The organism is Pseudalkalibacillus sp. A8, from assembly GCF_045920555.1.
GTDB lineage: Bacteria > Bacillota > Bacilli > Bacillales > Fictibacillaceae > Pseudalkalibacillus.
The window spans coordinates 276,298-293,745 of record NZ_CP174509.1 but is presented as its reverse complement, the minus strand read 5'-3'; the positions used below and the strand labels follow the sequence as shown (position 1 = coordinate 293,745).

At 41.3% G+C, this 17,448-nt stretch carries 21 protein-coding genes; 1 reads left to right on the top strand and 20 read right to left on the bottom strand.

Annotated elements, in window-relative coordinates:
• Nucleotides 1-8 precede the first annotated feature (8 nt).
• From ACJROX_RS01615 to acpS, 14 genes are all read right to left on the bottom strand, one after another.
• Nucleotides 9-2,159, bottom strand: coding sequence for a Tex family protein (locus ACJROX_RS01615; RefSeq protein ID WP_408011554.1), 2,151 nt, complete (start codon nucleotides 2,157-2,159; stop codon nucleotides 9-11).
• Between the two features lie 171 nt (nucleotides 2,160-2,330).
• A complete protein-coding gene (locus ACJROX_RS01610; protein ID WP_408009061.1) occupies nucleotides 2,331-2,933 on the bottom strand; it encodes a SpoIIE family protein phosphatase in 603 nt (200 codons plus the stop codon).
• The gene (gene sigB / locus ACJROX_RS01605; protein ID WP_408009060.1) at nucleotides 2,926-3,723 is read right to left on the bottom strand and encodes an RNA polymerase sigma factor SigB; all 798 of its coding nucleotides are present in this window, start codon (nucleotides 3,721-3,723) and stop codon (nucleotides 2,926-2,928) included. Before sigB ends, ACJROX_RS01610 begins: the two co-directional genes overlap by 8 nt.
• Nucleotides 3,689-4,162, bottom strand: coding sequence for an anti-sigma B factor RsbW (gene rsbW, locus ACJROX_RS01600; protein WP_408009059.1), 474 nt, complete (start codon nucleotides 4,160-4,162; stop codon nucleotides 3,689-3,691). The genes sigB and rsbW overlap by 35 nt, the downstream gene beginning before the upstream one ends.
• On the bottom strand, nucleotides 4,159-4,494 hold the full coding sequence (locus ACJROX_RS01595) for an STAS domain-containing protein (RefSeq protein WP_408009058.1): 336 nt from the start codon (nucleotides 4,492-4,494) through the stop codon (nucleotides 4,159-4,161). The genes rsbW and ACJROX_RS01595 overlap by 4 nt, the downstream gene beginning before the upstream one ends.
• A gap of 63 nt (nucleotides 4,495-4,557) precedes the next feature.
• Nucleotides 4,558-5,571: a PP2C family protein-serine/threonine phosphatase gene (locus tag ACJROX_RS01590; RefSeq protein WP_408009057.1), complete on the bottom strand. Its 1,014-nt coding sequence runs from the start codon at nucleotides 5,569-5,571 to the stop codon at nucleotides 4,558-4,560.
• An 11-nt stretch (nucleotides 5,572-5,582) separates the two neighbouring features.
• Nucleotides 5,583-5,984 (bottom strand): anti-sigma regulatory factor, encoded by a 402-nt coding sequence (locus tag ACJROX_RS01585; RefSeq protein ID WP_408009056.1) that lies wholly within the window; start codon nucleotides 5,982-5,984, stop codon nucleotides 5,583-5,585.
• Between the two features lie 2 nt (nucleotides 5,985-5,986).
• The gene (locus ACJROX_RS01580; protein ID WP_408009055.1) at nucleotides 5,987-6,343 is read right to left on the bottom strand and encodes an STAS domain-containing protein; all 357 of its coding nucleotides are present in this window, start codon (nucleotides 6,341-6,343) and stop codon (nucleotides 5,987-5,989) included.
• A gap of 12 nt (nucleotides 6,344-6,355) precedes the next feature.
• Nucleotides 6,356-7,180: an STAS domain-containing protein gene (locus ACJROX_RS01575; RefSeq protein WP_408009054.1), complete on the bottom strand. Its 825-nt coding sequence runs from the start codon at nucleotides 7,178-7,180 to the stop codon at nucleotides 6,356-6,358.
• 399 nt (nucleotides 7,181-7,579) lie between these two features.
• Nucleotides 7,580-7,930, bottom strand: a complete 351-nt coding sequence (locus ACJROX_RS01570) for a type II toxin-antitoxin system PemK/MazF family toxin (RefSeq protein WP_221569017.1) — start codon at nucleotides 7,928-7,930, stop codon at nucleotides 7,580-7,582.
• Nucleotides 7,931-7,934: 4 nt separating this feature from the next.
• Nucleotides 7,935-8,213, bottom strand: a complete 279-nt coding sequence (locus ACJROX_RS01565) for a CopG family ribbon-helix-helix protein (RefSeq protein ID WP_225066439.1) — start codon at nucleotides 8,211-8,213, stop codon at nucleotides 7,935-7,937.
• 129 nt (nucleotides 8,214-8,342) lie between these two features.
• Entirely contained in the window at nucleotides 8,343-9,500 is a 1,158-nt protein-coding gene (gene alr / locus ACJROX_RS01560) for an alanine racemase (RefSeq protein ID WP_408009053.1), read from the bottom strand.
• A gap of 257 nt (nucleotides 9,501-9,757) precedes the next feature.
• Nucleotides 9,758-10,771, bottom strand: a complete 1,014-nt coding sequence (locus ACJROX_RS01555) for a LolA family protein (RefSeq protein WP_408009052.1) — start codon at nucleotides 10,769-10,771, stop codon at nucleotides 9,758-9,760.
• A gap of 283 nt (nucleotides 10,772-11,054) precedes the next feature.
• Nucleotides 11,055-11,417: a holo-ACP synthase gene (gene acpS, locus ACJROX_RS01550; RefSeq protein ID WP_408009051.1), complete on the bottom strand. Its 363-nt coding sequence runs from the start codon at nucleotides 11,415-11,417 to the stop codon at nucleotides 11,055-11,057.
• A gap of 158 nt (nucleotides 11,418-11,575) precedes the next feature.
• Between acpS and ACJROX_RS01545 the strand changes: the two genes are divergently transcribed.
• Nucleotides 11,576-12,166 (top strand): rhomboid family intramembrane serine protease, encoded by a 591-nt coding sequence (locus ACJROX_RS01545; protein ID WP_408009050.1) that lies wholly within the window; start codon nucleotides 11,576-11,578, stop codon nucleotides 12,164-12,166.
• 148 nt (nucleotides 12,167-12,314) lie between these two features.
• Here the strand turns inward: ACJROX_RS01545 and ACJROX_RS01540 are convergent, their stop codons facing one another.
• The 6 genes from ACJROX_RS01540 to ACJROX_RS01515 all read right to left on the bottom strand — a co-directional run bounded on the left by ACJROX_RS01540 (nucleotide 12,315) and on the right by ACJROX_RS01515 (nucleotide 17,328).
• Nucleotides 12,315-12,515, bottom strand: coding sequence for a hypothetical protein (locus tag ACJROX_RS01540; RefSeq protein WP_408009049.1), 201 nt, complete (start codon nucleotides 12,513-12,515; stop codon nucleotides 12,315-12,317).
• 68 nt (nucleotides 12,516-12,583) lie between these two features.
• Nucleotides 12,584-14,026 carry a PH domain-containing protein gene (locus ACJROX_RS01535; RefSeq protein WP_408009048.1) on the bottom strand — a complete coding sequence of 481 codons (1,443 nt, stop codon included), beginning with the start codon at nucleotides 14,024-14,026 and terminating at the stop codon, nucleotides 12,584-12,586.
• Entirely contained in the window at nucleotides 14,019-14,498 is a 480-nt protein-coding gene (locus ACJROX_RS01530; RefSeq protein ID WP_408009047.1) for a PH domain-containing protein, read from the bottom strand. The genes ACJROX_RS01535 and ACJROX_RS01530 overlap by 8 nt, the downstream gene beginning before the upstream one ends.
• A gap of 130 nt (nucleotides 14,499-14,628) precedes the next feature.
• On the bottom strand, nucleotides 14,629-15,855 hold the full coding sequence (locus ACJROX_RS01525; RefSeq protein ID WP_408009046.1) for a D-alanyl-D-alanine carboxypeptidase family protein: 1,227 nt from the start codon (nucleotides 15,853-15,855) through the stop codon (nucleotides 14,629-14,631).
• 157 nt (nucleotides 15,856-16,012) lie between these two features.
• Nucleotides 16,013-16,414 carry an NUDIX hydrolase gene (locus ACJROX_RS01520; RefSeq protein ID WP_408009045.1) on the bottom strand — a complete coding sequence of 134 codons (402 nt, stop codon included), beginning with the start codon at nucleotides 16,412-16,414 and terminating at the stop codon, nucleotides 16,013-16,015.
• A gap of 107 nt (nucleotides 16,415-16,521) precedes the next feature.
• On the bottom strand, nucleotides 16,522-17,328 hold the full coding sequence (locus ACJROX_RS01515) for a hypothetical protein (protein WP_408009044.1): 807 nt from the start codon (nucleotides 17,326-17,328) through the stop codon (nucleotides 16,522-16,524).
• Between the last annotated feature and the right edge of the window lie 120 nt (nucleotides 17,329-17,448).

Genomic DNA, 17,448 nt, shown 5'->3' with positions numbered 1-17,448 from the left:
TCTTTTCCTTAATTGGTAACCATCGTCAGAGCAATCCGTTGCTTATCCAGATTTACCTGTTCTACCCACACTTTGACGACTTGGCCTACGTGCACGACATCCATCGGATGTTTGACGTAGTGTTTGCTAAGCTTTGAGATATGAACCAGTCCGTCCTGTTTGACACCGATATCAACAAATGCGCCGAAGTCGACGACATTCCGGACGGTTCCTTCGAGCTCCATCCCTTCTTTCAGGTCTTCCATCTTCAAAACATCTGTTTTCAATAAAGGTTTCGTCACTTCATCACGAGGATCTCTTGATGGTTTCACCAGCGCATCTACGATATCCTTCAAGGTCAGTTCCCCAATATCCAGTTTCTCTGCGTACTCTTTCAAATCAATCGACTGGAGTTTCTTCCGGATTTCCTCCGTTCCGATTTCTTGTTCAGTCACTTCCAATAAACTCAACAATTTACGCGTATCTGCATAGGTTTCAGGATGGATGGGAGTTTGGTCCAGCGGGTGCTTCCCTTCAATGATCCTTAAGAAACCGATACATTGTTCGTATGTCTTCGTACCAAGACGCGGAATCTTTTTCAATTGGGTTCTGCTCGTGAACTTTCCTTCTTCTTCCCTTTTCTTGACGATGTTATTTGCAACAGCTTTCGAAAGGCCTGCTACATACTGCAATAAGGATGGAGATGCCGTATTCACATTGACGCCGACTTGGTTGACTACTGTCTCAACAACGAATGTAAGGGATTCATTCAAACGCTTTTGCGAGACATCATGCTGGTACTGACCGACACCAATTGACTTTGGATCGATTTTCACAAGTTCGGATAATGGATCCTGCAGTCTTCTCGCGATCGATACTGCGCTTCGCTCCTCTACCTTCAAATCAGGGAATTCCTGGCGTGCAATATCAGAGGCAGAGTAAACACTCGCTCCAGCTTCACTGACGATCAGATAGGCCAAAGGCCGGTCCATCTCTTTGATGAGGTCGGCAACGAATTGTTCTGTCTCCCTCGAACCTGTCCCATTTCCTATAGCGACAATTTCGACGTTATGACGCTCAATCATGCCTTTCAAGATCGTTTTTGATTTTTCTACTTCTGATTTCGGCGGAGTCGGGTACATGACATCTACGTCTAACGTCTTGCCGGTTTCATCGACGACAGCAAGCTTACAACCAGTTCGATATCCAGGATCAACGCCGAGTGCTATCTTTCCTTTCAATGGTGGTTGCAATAAAAGGTGTCTAAGGTTTTCTGAAAAGATTCGTATCGCTTGTTCATCCGCAGTCTCCGTCAATTCATTCCGAATATCCCGTTCGATTGATGGTGAAATCAATCGCTTGTAGCCATCCAAGATTGCACGCTCAATATAAACCGTAGATGAGGATTGTCCTTTTACGTACTTATTGCTTAGTTTTCTCAGGATTTTATCTGTAGGTGCTGAAATTGATACTTTCAGGACGTCTTCCTTCTCTCCGCGATTGACCGCTAATGTCCGGTGAGGGACGATTTTCTTAACAGGTTCTTGATAGTCATAGTACATTTCGTATGTTTTCTCTTCAGGTTCCTCCTTTCCTTTCAGTTTTGTTTCGACAATACCCTCTTGAAAAGTGATGGAACGAATCCAGGAACGGTTATCTGAATCATCGGAAACTCTTTCAGCAATGATGTCCTCTGCTCCCTGGATGGCTTCTTCTATACTAAGGACTTCCTTGTCTACTGAAACGAATCTTCGAGCTTCTGCTTCTATGTCCACGCCGCTTTTCTGTTCAAGAATCAGATCTGCTAGCGGTTCTAATCCTTTTTCCTTCGCCGTAGTCGCACGTGTACGTTTCTTTTGCTTATAGGGGCGGTAAAGATCTTCAACCTGTTGAAGCTTAGTCGCATTATGTATTTCTGACCTCAATTCATCCGTCAGTTTATCTTGTTCTTCAATTAAACGAAGGACTTCCTCTTTTCGCTTTTCAAGGTTCCGTTTGTATTCCCACTCTTCTGATACACGTCGAATCTGTACTTCATCAGCAGCACCGGTCAATTCTTTGCGGTACCTTGCGATAAAAGGGACGGTATTTCCTTCTTCAAGAAGGTCAATGATATTTTTAACGTATTTCAAGGATAATTTCGTATCCTTGGCTACTTGTGAAATGATTTCATTGTTCATCTCCAAACTTGCTCCTCCTCGTAAAACTGATATACGTACAAGTTTACCAAAGAATACCTCGCTATGTAATCAACGGTTATAAAGTCACCTGGTATGAGGTAGCTGTTTCACCGCTAATGAATTTTTTAAAGACACAAAAAAGAGCTCCCTCATTAATACGAGAAAACTCCTTTAAGTGACTTTTCCGATTACGCATGTCATGTCATCAGCGACAGAACTGCATTTTTGTCGTAAATAACTTACTGCTATTCTTGGATTCCTTGATTTGATAACATTCCGTTTATCTGGCGAAGAAAGTTCAATACCATCTGAATAGGCAATGAACATTGAACCTGTTTGATATTCGATTTCTCTCACGTTAAACTTTGCAGGTTTACCTGATAGGAAGCCTGATTTCGGGATTGCATGAACCATTTTTCCAGATGGCAAGCCAATAATCAATCGAATATTGCCTACCCCGCAATATTCAAGCAAGTTCCTTTTGAAATGGACTTTGAAAATAGTCAATACTGCCCCTCTTGTATATTGAAGAGACTCATTACACAGACTCATCAATGTATCAACATCTTTATCGTGATTTTCTTCCACGACTTTCACAGTTTTAGTAGACGCATCATGTGCCGCTTGCCCACTTCCTAAACCGTCAGCCACCATGCAGATGAAATAATTATCTGTTTCTTTAGCAAAATAGCTGTCACCGTTACACTGACCTTCTACTTTGGAACGTTGGAAGGTACTCCAGTCAACATGATGATGGATATAGTTTTCAATCATGATTCAGTGCCTCCGAAGGATCGACACGTATTGCATCCTTCAACTTTTCAAGTGCTCTACGTTGTAATCTCGATACATGCATCTGTGAAATATTCAAGCGTTTACCTGTTTCTTTTTGACTTAAATTTTCAAAATAAGTGCATTTCAATATCTGTTGTTCTCGTTCTGATAATACATGAAAAGCTTTTTGCAGCAACATGCGCTGATCTGTTTGTTCATAACCGCTTTCTGTACTTCCGACAAGGTCCAAGAGAGTAACCGTACTTCCTTCCTGGTCAGCTTCGATCGAACTGTCGACCGAAAGGGCTTGATAACTTTTACCCATTTCCATCGTTTCCAGGATTTCTTCCTCAGAAGATTCTAGATAATCGGCAATTTCAGCAACCTTAGGTGAACGTTGCAATTCATTTGTAAGTTCTTCAACTGCCCGTTTAATCCTTGGACTTAGCTCTTTGATCCTTCGCGGTACATGCACACTCCATGTTTTATCACGGATGAAGCGTTTGATTTCTCCGATGATCGTCGGAACCGCGAACGATTCGAAGCTTCTTCCAAACTCAGGATCATAACGTCGAAAAGCAGCCAGAAGACCAATCATGCCGACTTGCACTAAGTCATCGTGGATGCTTTTCCCTTTCGAAAATTTACGAGCAAGTGAATGGACCAAATCTTGATAATGTTCAACAAGAATGGTTTGGATTTCCTGGTTTTCAGGATCTTCTCGCAGTTGTTCCAATAACTCGTAGACGAAGTCCTTATTGTGAGGGGGCTGACTTGTATTGGTCGACACTTTCATCCACCCCATCTCTGTTTAGGTATTTCGTCATTATGACTACCACTCCTGCTTCATCGCTAATATCCACTTTGTCCATTAGCGTCTCAATCAAGAAAAGACCCAACCCTCCTTCATTAATTTGCTCGATAGGCTTTCCGTTGACTGGACCAGTACTAAGTTTTGTTGTTTCTACATCGAAACTTTTCCCTTTATCCATGACAGTGATTTCAAGCTTATCGTCATACATGCCATAGTACAGGCGGATTTCACCCTCATCCTCTGTGCCGTATGCGTGATTTACTGCATTCGTAATCGCTTCAGAAACTGCGATTTTAATGTCTTCGATCTCGTCAAATGTATAACCCATTCTACTAGCTATACCAGAAACCGTTAACCTTGCTACGCCAACAAAATCTGGCTTTGCCGGAATCACCATTTCGATAACATCACTCATCGCGCCTCCTCCTCTTGGGTGTTCTCGATGTTTATCACTTCTGTGAGGCCCGTGATTTCGAACAACCTTTCAACACGTTCGGTCATACCTGTCAAAGTCAGGGTACTCCCAGATTGTTGTGAGGATTTTAGAGCGCCTACGAATACGCCAAGTCCAGTACTATCCATATATTGAACACCGCTGAGATCGACAACGACTTTTTGTCCTTGCTTTTGTGTAGATTCCAGCAATGTTTCTTTCAGTTTGGGTGCTGTATAAGCATCTACCTCACCGATTAGGACCAATTCATCTATATGATTATCTGTGTCTTTCTTTTGGATCTGTAAATTCATCTTCGACTTCCCCCTTAATATATAAGAATGCATTACTTTATCAATACCACAAGTTATTTGAAACTAAACCGCTCTTTTTAAAATTATTAAGGTAAAATCATCCCTTAATTCAAATTCCTGTAATTGTTCCAATTCAGCGTAGACATTATCTACGATTTCTTGTGGTGATAAATGCATGTGGGAACGAATCAATGAAATCACTTCATCTCTAGAAATGAACCCACTGCTTGTCCGACACTCTGTGACACCGTCCGAAAGCAGGATGATCATGTCTCCGACTTCAATTTTCTTTTCATATTGCTTATATTTCGTATTTCGGGACACACCTAATACAAGACCTTTGGCAGTGAATTCTTCGAAATCATCTGTTAAAGCATTGTAGTAAAAACCCGGCTCATGACCGGCACCAGCATAAAAAAAGCGATGAAGGTCTGTGTTGTAATGACCATAAAACATCGTAATAAACATGGTGGGATCAACGTTCTGTTCCACCACACGGTTTAAGTTTTCAAGAACGATACTTGGGTTGTTTTGTTGTTCAGGTAAACTGTCCATCGCATATTTGATCATGGACATGCAAAGAGCTGCGGGTACGCCCTTGCCGATGACGTCCGCAACAGCAACACTGATCGATTCAGGACTGTTTTGTACAAAGTGATAGTAATCCCCGCTCATTTTCTTAGCTGCCTTACTGATTACGCCGATTTTCAATGCATCGACTTTCGGCACTTCCCCTTGAAGAAGAGTCTGCTGCATACTAGCAGCTACCTCTATCTCGGATTCTAGAGCCAATTGTTTATCACGAAGTATTTGATGTTCCCGATAAGCCATACCATATCCCATCATGACTTCAATTAAGAAATCAAATGAGTCTTTCACCTGTTCGGGAATATCTCCGTTCAGTGATTCCAGCACCGTATAATGAATATTGATCACTTCTTCAGGGGAAATGTTTTGTTCTATCATTTTCCGGCTGAATTGTTGAGCTTTATATAGGGCTTGTTCTGTTCTGCCGCTTAAATAAGCAGATAAAAACTGCTCATATCTTTCTACTAATAAACCTTTATCCCCCAACATCTGCGATCCTCCTAGCGGAGCCATTTCGTTATATAAATTTCTGTACCTACATCTACTGTAGACTGAATTGCAAATTCATCCATAAGTCTTTTCACCCCTGGAAGACCAGCTCCCAGTCCACCAGATGTTGTATATCCATCTTCCATTACTTTACGTATATCTTGAATTCCAGGGCCGGTATCATTGGCGACGATTCGAAGGCCTCTTCGGTTTCCTTCCTCAATCGGCTCGATACAGATTCTTCCGTTCCCTGCATATAGATATATGTTTCTTGCTAATTCGGATATCGCTGTCGTAATCCTAGCTTGATCAACACTTGAAAAACCAAGATCTTTCGCTAGATCCCTGCCTAATTGACGCGCACTGACAATATCCCATTCATTACGAACATCTACACAGGATTGGACGGCCATAGTCATCCCTCCATGTCCTGTTGTAATTTATCTAGCCCCTGTTCTAAATCTAATGCAGTTGGCACATCTCTCATATTGATGCCAAGATCGATCAATGTTATGGCTACAGGTGGTTGTATCCCAGTCAAAACCACTCTAGCACCCATCAAATTCGACATCTTGACGACATCACCAAGTACCTTTGCAATGAAGGAATCGACCATGTCCACTGAAGTAAGATCTATGACAATTCCTTTAGCGCCCGTGTCATGGATCTTACTTAATAAATCTTCCTGGAATTGCAAAGCAGTCTTATCATCAAGTTCGACTTGAATTGAGATCAATAAGTATTCATGTAGTTTAAGAATTGGTACTCTCATCCGTAGTCCCCCCTAGGATAAGGCTTCTATTTTTTTATTCGTTAATTCTAGTGCTGCTTCGATTCCTTTAAGAAGAGTACTTCTTGTAGGGAATTCACTTAAATCGATTCCAAGGTTAACGATAGTTTGGGCAATTTCCGGACGGATTCCGACAAGAATGCATTTTGATCCAATCAACCTTACTGCTTCTGCTGCTTGGATTATGTGATGGGCGACCATCGTATCGACTACAGGAACGCCTGTTATATCAATCAATACCACCTGAGAGCGATTTTTTATGACACCATCCAACAGATTCTCCATAATCAGTTTTGCCCGTTCTGTGTCAATCGTTCCAATCAGAGGCATTACACTGATACTCTCAAAAACAGGGATCAGTGGTGCTGATAATTCGAGCAAAGCTTTCTTCTGAACTGATATTGTATCTTTCCAATTCTGAGTGGAATACGTTACAATTTTTTCATAGAGGGTATCTATCGTCCGATCGAAAAACTCGAACGTATCCATGACATCATCAATGTTTTCTTTTTCATTAACGATGGTTTTCAATCCAATTCGGCGAAAAAGCTGAAGGCCCTTCGTAACATAACTTAAAGGCCATCCGATCTGGACAGTTCTTTCGAAGAAGTCTTGAAGGTCTGAGCTTATCTCTTCTTGGCCATCTATAACATGCTTCAATAAATTATCTATGAACTCTGTATTAGAGTTTTTATATACTTCGTTCGTAACACTGTTTAATTCACGCTCATCTTCTCTAAATTGCAGCATCTGTGACTGCCATTCTTCTTCAATAAATGAACGGTTATGTTTTATAACTTCGTTTATTGTCGAATACATCCCGTACCCTCCGATCAAAAATTCTCCATGAAAACATTATTTCATTATTGTCTAAATCTTTCAATCCTTTTCACCTTTGAGGCACAATTTTACATTCGAGTCAATGCCCATTCTGACACTAAACTCTTCGTCTCAAATTGCATTTTTTGTCAGAAGGCATAGGGCTTGGGAAAGCAAAACCCTTTAAACGCCATGATACGTAAAGGGTAGGAGCTAATGACACAACTTTTAGTACTTCCATTCGGGTTATAGATCCAAATTTATGTATAATGAAAACTTGGCAGCCAGGCCATTTGCGCGAGGCTAAGCCTTAGTTGCACTTATATTGAAGCAAGTCAAAACTTTCTTTAAATGTAAAAAAGCCGCTGGTAAAATCAGCAGCTTACTCTGTCATGACGGTTAAAAATCGATGAGCCCCAGGCTGATCTGGAGAGCATCATCAACTTTTTTCATCATTTCATCGTCTAGATGTGTTATTTTGTCTGTTAATCTTTGTTTGTCTATCGTCCGGATTTGTTCTAGTAAGATGACAGAGTCTCGTTCGAACTTATATTTTTTAGCGCTGATTTCTACGTGAGTAGGTAGTTTAGCCTTTTGAATCTGGGCTGTAATGGCCGCGACGATTACTGTCGGACTAAACCGGTTACCGATATCATTCTGTATGATCAATACCGGCCGGATACCTCCTTGCTCCGACCCTACTACTGGAGAAAGATCTGCAAAGTAAACGTCGCCACGCTTCACTATCAAATCATTACACCCCGCTTACTAAGCGGTCCAAAGTTAGATCAGCTTCCTCCTCAGCAAGAAAGGCTTCTGATGCAATGTTCAAATTGATTTTCGCCATTTCCTTATACCCTTGGCGCATTGACTCGCGGATATGGCTGCTCTCCCGTTCTCGCAGATACATTTTGGTTGCCTGATGAATAAACTCGCTTCTGTTCAAGTTTTCGTTCATAATCGCTCCGTCCACCTCTTTTATCAGTTGCTCCGGTAAGCTTATGACAATTCTCTTTGTGTTCAAATCTGACACAAAAATCCACCTCCAGCTAACTGCTACGCTCTCTTAAAATCCCCTATTAATAGTACCATCCTATACGCAATTTTGCAAAGCAATCTCCGTATATCCATTCGCCATTTTCAGCCGATTTCCTTTAATAATTTACGAATTATTTAAAGTTTGATTCATTGTTTCAATGATTTTGTTGTTTTTTTTGTAAATTCTCGGCACTCGAGAGGAGATCGCGCAGGGTATTTCATAGTTGATCGTTCCATTTTGGTTTGCAACATCATCAATGGTTATCGCCTCAGATCCTTGATGTCCCAAAAGTATGACTTCAGTTCCCACGGCAACCTTATATGGCAGTTTCACCATAAGCTGATCCATACAGATGCGGCCGACGATTTTTGCCAATTGACCGTTGACGAGGACTGAACCTTTTTCGGCATATCTTCGAAACCAACCATCTGCATATCCGATAGGTACCGTTCCAATCCACTCTTCCTTTTCCGCACGATAAGTCGCCCCGTAACTTAAGGTATCTCCAGGTTTGATTTTTTTTACATGGGTCAACTTACTGTGTAATGAAAAAGCTTGTTTAAGAGGAAATGGCAAGACACTTTTAATCTCCTCTGAGGGAGAAAGGCCATAAAGCGAAATTCCAACCCGGACATAATGTTGTCTATACTCCGGAAAACGAATAGCCCCGGCACTGTTTCCGAAATGAATGAGCTCCGGAGATACGCCTTCATCTTCTAAAAGAGAGAGGTACTTCGAAAAGCGATCCATTTGACGATCCACAAGCTCTGAGTCTAGTTCATCAGCTGTTGCAAGATGTGAGAAAACGCCCTCTAACTTCAAACTCTGATTTTGTTTAACTTGATTAATTATTATCTTTGCCTCATTCTCATCATTTATACCTATACGGCCCATACCAGTGTCAAACTTGATATGAAGCTTTAATTCACCTTCAATTTCACCTAGACTTTGCAGCCATTCTGATTGAAAAACGGTTAATGAAACGTTGTATTGTGCAGCTATTGAAGCATATTCAGGATCAATCCAGCCTAGAACATGGATCGGCGTCTCGATTCCGGATCTTCTTAGCGCAATCGCTTCATCCAATAGAGCTACACCTAAGTGATCCACACCATTTTCTATCAGGTTGCTGGCGACTTGTACGGCACCATGTCCATATCCATCAGCCTTTACAATCGCCATCACTTTCGTTCCGCCTTTTAAATGGTTTTGTATATGAAGGTAGTTATCTATAATGTGGTTTAAATTGATTTCTGCCCAAGTAGGTCTGTAAAATTGCATGAAAACGACTCCCAGCCCAAACTATTTTCCTTCTATTGTACATAACCATTTCGTAACGGTAAATTTATTTTTGGAGGTTTATATATTGTGTTTGGCTGGTGTTTCATCATCGTGTACCAGGCACCGATTCAGATGCCTTGCCCCCGTTGGGTTCTCGTGCGGTACCTGGCACCATTTGAGAACCCTTGAGGCACCGCTATTCAACAAAAAAACAGGCTTAAAAGAATATCAGTTCTATTCTTCCAGCCTGTCATCCATCATTTTCCTTGCGCCATCACCATTGATGATGCGATTGCTGCCATATCTTCTTCTGTCAGATCATTCGAGGCAAGGTAATAATCTACTCCATCGACTGACCAGCTAAGTGTTGTACCGTTCAACACACCAACTGCAAAGCCTATATCGACAAGTTCGCCTTCGTTCATCGTCAGCATTTTGGTTGCAGGTGCAACAGTCGCCTGCTTTTGGATGATGGTGAATGATTGGTCTCCCGCGTATGTGAGAATAACTTCATCCCCTGTGCTGTTCGCGACCTGGTTCAACAAAGTCGTGCCCTCAGGAACGAATTCTGGAAATACAGGGGTGAGTTTCTTGTTCTTATCCCCTGTTGCCATTGTTGGAACTTCCAGTTGAGCACTTTCCATGTTACGCTCCATATCGAATGCTCCGTCGTCAAATTTCGTATTTAACTTCGTATTCTTGAACTTAACATCTACTAAGACTTTCAAATCTTTGTCCATTACTTTCACTTTGCTCGGGAGTAAGTTGGACTTATCAAGTGTGATCTCTTGCTGATAAAGGTTCTTATTTTGATAATTTGTTTTAGTATTGAATACATAGCCATTGTCTCCAGTCTTGAAATTCCGATCATCATCCATCAGAATATCGCTGATCAAAGACTCCATCAAGTACACCTGGCTGCTGTTTTCCGGCCAATCACTCTGGAATCTGAAGCTCTTGTTGAGTGCTGGTGTTAGCACGAACACACCTTCACTGTTTCTCAGGATCATTTGGCTTTGGTCCTTTTCGGCGTTCTTCAAGCTGACCCGGTAAAAACTCGGCTTTTTATGCCAGATTTCTATCTCGTAGGTCAGTGGATTTTCTCCAGTCTGGAGGGTCATTGTAGCCTCGGATTTATAACCGGACATTTTATCCATCGTTCTTTCTAAATCTGACAATACATCCTTCTGGCTTTTGGACCCACAAGCAGCAAGCGCCGTGATCATAAGTGCAATCACAAGAAGCGAGAGTATTCTTTTCAAATTTTTCATCTCCTTTGCCTCATATAGATGACAAAAGAGGGACCTCACATATGACATGCAGATAGGTCTTTGATGCTCCGCCACGGGGATACACAAATTCCCTGAATGTTATATTAGTGCGAATTGAGGCTTAAAAATCCTGGCATGGTGAATGCAAGCAGTTTCCTTGGATCTACACCCCCTTGTTAAAAACCTTTAGCGGCTGCACTCACTCGACCATCTGCCCATATGTTTCAGCGTTCCCTCCTAACCGCACTACAAATATATGAGACAACTTCTGGCAATATGCAGACTAGCTTGACGAGCTTTCAAGGATTACTTGTGCAACTGCGAATTCTTTACTATGGGAGATGGATACATGGGCATTCCACTCAGGATTCCCACCTTCAATAACTGGTTTTCCGGAATCATTCGGAAGTATCTGGACATCTTTCCAGCTAAGACGCCCTCCGATTCCGGTACCTGTCGCTTTTGCATACGCTTCTTTTGCAGCAAACCTTCCGGCAAGGAACTCCAGGCTTTTTTGGTGCTCCAACGCGTGGAAATAGCCGAGCTCCGTCTCTGTCAAAATGCGGTCAGCAAGTTTTGGCTGACGTTCATATGTACGCTTGATCCGTTTAATTTCAATAATATCTATACCAATCCCAATGATCATATTGCATGACACCTCTTATATACAATTTGGAATCATTCATTCAGACTCCGTCCAACTAATATGATAAACTGAATAGGTATTGATTCCCTAACATTTATATCGAAGCTTTTATTAAACAATATATAAAGAACCCTATATGTAAAAGGGAGGGCTTTCCTATGTTTATCCGAACAGAAAATTTCAGATCGTTTAGAAGGTTGTATCCTATTATCACCATAATCATGGCTATCCATATCGTTTTATTCATTGGTGTCAATTTATTCCCAGCTTTGTTACACCTGACAGCTGGTATAAATTTTTATATAGGATTAGGTGAATATTGGAGACTCGTAACGCCGATTTTCATCCACGAATCTTTTCCGCATGTCCTGTTCAATACATTTTCATTGTTTCTATTTGGTCCAGGACTGGAACGGATCTTAGGGAAATTCAAATTCATCATAGGATACCTCGGAGCCGGGGTGATTGCAAATATCGCAACTTTCATTCTCCAAGGACCTAGTTATAGTCACATAGGTGCATCCGGTGCGATATTCGGCCTATTCGGTTTATATGTATACATCATCTATGCTCGCAAAGAGCTGATCGATCAACAAAATTCTCAAATTGTCATGACGATCCTCATCTTAAGCTTGGTCATGACATTCGTTACACCGAACATCAATATTCTTGGACACCTTTTCGGTTTGGTCGGAGGAGCAGCATTAGGTCCGATCATCCTGATAGGAAGACGGAACCGATACAGTTAAGAAAAACATCCAATCGCCCTCGTAAATGTGTCGACCGCCATAGGATCTTATTTTTTAATAGGCGTTGTTAGAGATTCTTTTTAGAGCTTTTAGTGAAATTCGTGACACTCCTGCGGGGAAAGCGAGCCAGGCGAGACCCCACAGCAGTTTAAGGATCTTCGAGTATAATATTGAACTTCGACAAAATACCACCACGTCCTGTGGTGAACGTCGAAGCATAAGGAAAGCTTCTAAGAATTCTTATCGCAGACACGAAAATGATTTCATTTTTGTGTTGAGATCCATGTGCAAGTGAGCGAGGAGGCTTGCGGATCGCCCGCGGAAAGGGAGTGAATTTCGAGAATATCAACAATGAAACCTCCTTTAAATGCAAAACAGGAGCGCCTTCTTAATGGTCCTCCTGTTTTGATTTTATGATTAAGCGTTTTGATCGCTTGACTTTCGAGAAAACCAACCACAAACCTCTTTCCATCTTCCGGATTCTATATCCTTCAATTGAAAAACCCTGCCTACACCACCTGATAAAATCGCAGTCTTCATCGTCATCAGATTATGGCGTTTTTGGAAAATGGATTGCTTGATCTCAAAGTCCTGCATCCTTCTTTTTTTCGTTACCAGCAAGGAGCGTGAAAGTGTTCGCGATTGGAGGTAGAATGACTGGTCATCAATCAACCATTTACTGTCTTTGAAATCCAGGATTCCCCATATTGCAAGGATAGGTAAAGGAATGAATAACAAAAACCAAAATGATGAAGGGACTATCCAAAATAAAGGAATCAATAAAATGGCAGGAGCAGCATTGCGTAAAATATAACGTCTCATAGCTCGTTTCGGTAAGGGGACCATCTCCTCAGGGATGTGATAAGCTTCAAGGATTTCCGCAAGCTCATCATTGATTTTAGAACGTTTGATGAACGGAAAGAGCATTGCTGAGACACCCATTTCCGGTCCAGCTCCACCAGCACTCTCTACATGTACGGTTGAAAATCCGAATGGCTGGCGAAGTACACTTTCTACTACCCGTAATCCTTGTATTCGTTGTAGAGGAAGCGTCAGCTCCCGTTTTTCCAGCAGCCCTCTGCTGATGACAATACGATCCTCGAACCGGTTGATTTGAAAGTTGGCGTATTTCAAAATCACCCCAATAAATGAGGCAAACCATGCAACGAATACAGATAAGAAGGCCATCACAGCAATGACAACCCAGCTGAACCCACTTAGCCAATTGAAGGCCTCGGCATAAAAATCATCCGGTAAAAAATTATCGAACTGAGAGCTGAGCGTACCGATAAGTGGCAATGCGACACCGATCCCACCTGAAGTAGAAGCTGCCAAAAGCAGGTCCTTTAAAGATAACTTATATGTATAAGAGGCTTCTTCACTCTTCGTCTCCAATAGTGTTCCATCATCGGAAGCCTCTTTTTCTTCGCGTAAAGCGACGGCTAGTTGATCCGCATCTGTTTTACGGACAGCAGATAAAGAAGCCTCTGCTCCTCCTGGGCCTCCAGCTGTTTCAATATTGATCTTCACGACGTCAAAAACCCTGTGGAAAATGCCTTGAGTATAGTCGATCGATTGGATCCTCTTCTTCGGTATGTACCGTTTCTTCCGTACAAAAACACCATACTCTATTTTCAATTCATCACCTTCGATATGATAGGTGAATCGGTACCAATGCAAGATTCCGTATCCGCCTAACAGGAGGACGAAGATAAACGGGGCAAACGAAACCCACGCCATACCTGTAGGACTCCCTGGTCCGAACAACAAAAATAATACAAGAGGGATGATCCATTCCTTAAGCATCTTTAGAAAGGACAACCCTGCTGCTAATGGATGAAGTCTTGTTGGATTATACATCTTCTTCAGTCACCCTAGCCATTTGTGAAATATAGTCACGGACCTGATCCGCTGTCTCACAGTCCAAAGCAGGAATTTCATGTGTTGTGGCAGCAGTCGAAATCGTCACAGTGGATAAATCATAGTGACGGAGAATCGGACCTTGCTTCGTATCGACATGCTGCACCCTTACCATCGGAATGAGTACCCTGCGGATGATTAAAAGACCGAACTTCAACTCAATCTCATATTCCCGTACCTCATAACGCCAAACGCGGTGCCGAATTGCTGGGAGCAACAGGACAAATAGATATGTAAGTAATGCTGTAACAACAATGGTAACGATCGATACCCATAGCGGAACCGGGGTCATAACCACTAGAACAATGCTTCCGATTGATAATAAGATGAAAAACAGACTATTGAAAGCGCCGTAAATACGCCAAACTTTCAATGCTTTCGGCGCGATTTGGTTAGATGGTTCCAAACGCATGATGAATAGTGGCCCCCTGTACTGTATTCTTAAACTCTTACGCTGATTATAACTCAACTGATCCGCATTTCCTATATCAGCAATTAATTGCGGTATAAAAAGAAATAAGAGATCGACAAGACTATCTAATCTAAGTCGATCCCTTTATCCGGTTGATTTCTTTCATCATTCTTTTTTTCCGCAGTTTTTTCTTCCTACGCCTTCTAATCTTTCTGAAGAAGTTCATTACAAACAATAATAAGAGAACCCATAAGCTTCCTTTTAATAAAGCAGGTAGAAGGGAAGTGCCTTCAGACTCTTCTATATCCACTTCTCCGAGAGCAGCCTTTATTCCGCTGCCCTTTTTCGTATTAGGAACAATCGGGAAAGTAGCGATTTCTTCATCTGCTTCATTTTTGATGACCAGGTTCCCTTCATCATTGATAAGTGTTTCAAATCCCTCACCAATCTTATGGGTAAACATTTTATCTTCATTTATCTTGATTTCTTCACCATTGGGGCTGGTTATAATCGTACCTTTTTTGATTTTTTCAGTTTGAAAATGTTCGAATCCATAATTCAATAGCTCTACAGTATCCTGATAGGCTTGTTCCGAAGAATCATTTTTCATCGTAACAACGATTAAAGAGGTACCATTACGGCTTGCGGCAGTAACCAGGGTATGCTTGGATTTACTCGTGTAACCATTCTTTACACCGATCGCCCCATCATAACGCCAGAGCAGCTTATGGTGGTTATAAAGTGTAGTCTCCCATCCCGCGCCCTTCCATTCCATTTCTTTTGTACCAACAATTTCTTTGAATTCATCCAGCTGCAGTGCATATTGGGTTATTTTAGCCATATCGGAAGCTGTTGAATAATGATTATCATCATGCAGCCCATTCGGATTGACAAAATGAGTGTTGCTCAATCCTAAATCCTCTTCAACAAGTGCATTCATATCCTCCGAAAAAGATTCTACGCTTCCGGATAAATGTTCAGCAATCGCTACCGCTGCGTCGTTACCGGAATTGATCATCAAGCCCTGGACAAGCTGCCTGAGAGTCATCTCCTCCCCTTCCACTAGATAAACCTGAGTCCCTGGAGCAGAGGCGGCATTCTCACTGATGGTCACTTTTTCATCCATTTTTCCAGATTCAATCGCCAGGATAGCAGTAACGATTTTCGTAATACTTGCTGGATACATTCTTTTATCTGGATGTTCTTCTGCCAAAATTTCACCAGTTGTTGCATCGATTAAAATGGAGGTCTCACTTAAAAGGTCTGTTGGTTCGTCTATTTCTGCATTTACATTGTGTGGCAGTATCCAAACAAAACTTAAAAGAAGAGACACAAATAATATGCTTACCTTTTTCATTTTTACAGTGCCCCTATTAAAAGATTTTTCGGTCTAACAATAGCATTCGTAAAAGAAAGACATTTTGAAAGGATTTTATTCCAATTTCCATTTTCTTTTAATTATGGGATATGCGCAAAACAAAATTTTCCGTTTTCTGAATTTTCCATATCATTCATTATAGGGTAGATCTTTTTATGTATTCCGAAAGAAAAGTTAGATCTTCCGGAAAGGATAAGCCAATCACTTGTATCTCCTTTAGAGATACCCATTTGATATCATGAATTAATCCGTCCGGATCCTGGATCATCATATCTCCTCCTGTAATATCGACAAGGTAGTAGTGGACTGTTACATCTATTCCGAAACTTTGACCTTTTTTTACGAACAAGGAGCGTTGAATTACTCCCTTATATCCTGTTTCTTCCTCCAATTCCCGTAAACAACAAGCTTCATAGGATTCATCCTCTGACTTTTCACCCGAAGGTATTGTCCAAAGTTTCTTCTCATTAGGTTTGCCTTGTTGAACCATTAATACCTTTTGATCTTTTATACATACAGCAGCTGAGCCTTTCCACATCCTCTCCCACTCCTCTCAACCACTTATTTCTTCTATTCGTTCCGATCCCTGTCAGACCATGAAAAAAGGCTGACCTTTGGAAGGCCAACCTTTTGGAATTGATTATATTAATAGAAACTTACCCGTTGTCTCGGTTTATTCCGTTTCGAGATGATTTCTCTTCCTGTAAGCAAATCTAAGGAACAATACCGATCTGAGCGCCCTGTTTTCACATCCAACTCTTGGATCAAGATCTCTTCACCATTCTTAAAGAGGAACCGAGGGCAAATGGAGACATCATATTCTTTCTCAAGATCAAAGTCTTGATTGAGCCTCAGTATTTTTTTAGGGCTTTTTTCGGTCAATGGATATGCCGAAATGAACAAATCCTTCTGTAATACTAATAAATCGGCTGGCGCAAAGTGAGTGCCGAGCTCAACAAAATCAATCGATCTGCCATTAAGGATATACAACCTTGCCATATCGAGATCGACCACATATGCAGAAACACATACAGAGTTGTTGAACAGATTGACATCCCATATGAATCCATCAATCTCCCATTCTTCCACTAACTCTAGTGTGGCTTTGGAAAACTGATAAACCGAACCTGTTTCACCGTCCCCTTCACAAGCAATCACTACATGATCAGGAAATTCATAAATGTTCGGATTCCCATAGAGCTTCTTCTTGATTACGACATCATTATTCAAGTTAACCGCCACAAGAGTACTATAGCCCTTTTTGTCAATGCGATTATAATACCACTTATTTTGATGGTCATCAGTAAGTAGATCCTTTGAAGATAATTGGGTATTTTTCACTGTTTTTCTATTTGGCTTTCTTGATTTATTTCCGGATTTCAGGTCATCAGAAGCATAAAAAGGGCCTTTCGATTCGTAAGTCTTGTTAAATAAACTGTCCATTTTTCCCATTATGCTATCCTCCCATTCATGTCATAATTAAAACAGCAACATTCTTACTACAAATATTGTAATAATCTTTCCAAAATACAGAAAAACTAGTTTGAAAGACTAACTAGCGAGCATATTTTG

What these genes read in the sequence shown, in the direction of transcription:
- ACJROX_RS01615 (WP_408011554.1), bottom strand. Translation starts at nt 2,159, where the DNA reads ATGAACAATGAAATCATTTCACAAGTAGCCAAGGATACGAAATTATCC.
- ACJROX_RS01610 (WP_408009061.1), bottom strand. Translation starts at nt 2,933, where the DNA reads ATGATTGAAAACTATATCCATCATCATGTTGACTGGAGTACCTTCCAA.
- rsbW (WP_408009059.1), bottom strand. Translation starts at nt 4,162, where the DNA reads ATGAGTGATGTTATCGAAATGGTGATTCCGGCAAAGCCAGATTTTGTT.
- ACJROX_RS01595 (WP_408009058.1), bottom strand. Translation starts at nt 4,494, where the DNA reads ATGAATTTACAGATCCAAAAGAAAGACACAGATAATCATATAGATGAA.
- ACJROX_RS01590 (WP_408009057.1), bottom strand. Translation starts at nt 5,571, where the DNA reads ATGTTGGGGGATAAAGGTTTATTAGTAGAAAGATATGAGCAGTTTTTA.
- ACJROX_RS01585 (WP_408009056.1), bottom strand. Translation starts at nt 5,984, where the DNA reads ATGGCCGTCCAATCCTGTGTAGATGTTCGTAATGAATGGGATATTGTC.
- ACJROX_RS01580 (WP_408009055.1), bottom strand. Translation starts at nt 6,343, where the DNA reads ATGAGAGTACCAATTCTTAAACTACATGAATACTTATTGATCTCAATT.
- ACJROX_RS01575 (WP_408009054.1), bottom strand. Translation starts at nt 7,180, where the DNA reads ATGTATTCGACAATAAACGAAGTTATAAAACATAACCGTTCATTTATT.
- alr (WP_408009053.1), bottom strand. Translation starts at nt 9,500, where the DNA reads ATGCAATTTTACAGACCTACTTGGGCAGAAATCAATTTAAACCACATT.
- ACJROX_RS01555 (WP_408009052.1), bottom strand. Translation starts at nt 10,771, where the DNA reads ATGAAAAATTTGAAAAGAATACTCTCGCTTCTTGTGATTGCACTTATG.
- acpS (WP_408009051.1), bottom strand. Translation starts at nt 11,417, where the DNA reads ATGATCATTGGGATTGGTATAGATATTATTGAAATTAAACGGATCAAG.
- ACJROX_RS01545 (WP_408009050.1), top strand. Translation starts at nt 11,576, where the DNA reads ATGTTTATCCGAACAGAAAATTTCAGATCGTTTAGAAGGTTGTATCCT.
- ACJROX_RS01535 (WP_408009048.1), bottom strand. Translation starts at nt 14,026, where the DNA reads ATGTATAATCCAACAAGACTTCATCCATTAGCAGCAGGGTTGTCCTTT.
- ACJROX_RS01530 (WP_408009047.1), bottom strand. Translation starts at nt 14,498, where the DNA reads ATGCGTTTGGAACCATCTAACCAAATCGCGCCGAAAGCATTGAAAGTT.
- ACJROX_RS01525 (WP_408009046.1), bottom strand. Translation starts at nt 15,855, where the DNA reads ATGAAAAAGGTAAGCATATTATTTGTGTCTCTTCTTTTAAGTTTTGTT.
- ACJROX_RS01520 (WP_408009045.1), bottom strand. Translation starts at nt 16,414, where the DNA reads ATGTGGAAAGGCTCAGCTGCTGTATGTATAAAAGATCAAAAGGTATTA.
- ACJROX_RS01515 (WP_408009044.1), bottom strand. Translation starts at nt 17,328, where the DNA reads ATGGGAAAAATGGACAGTTTATTTAACAAGACTTACGAATCGAAAGGC.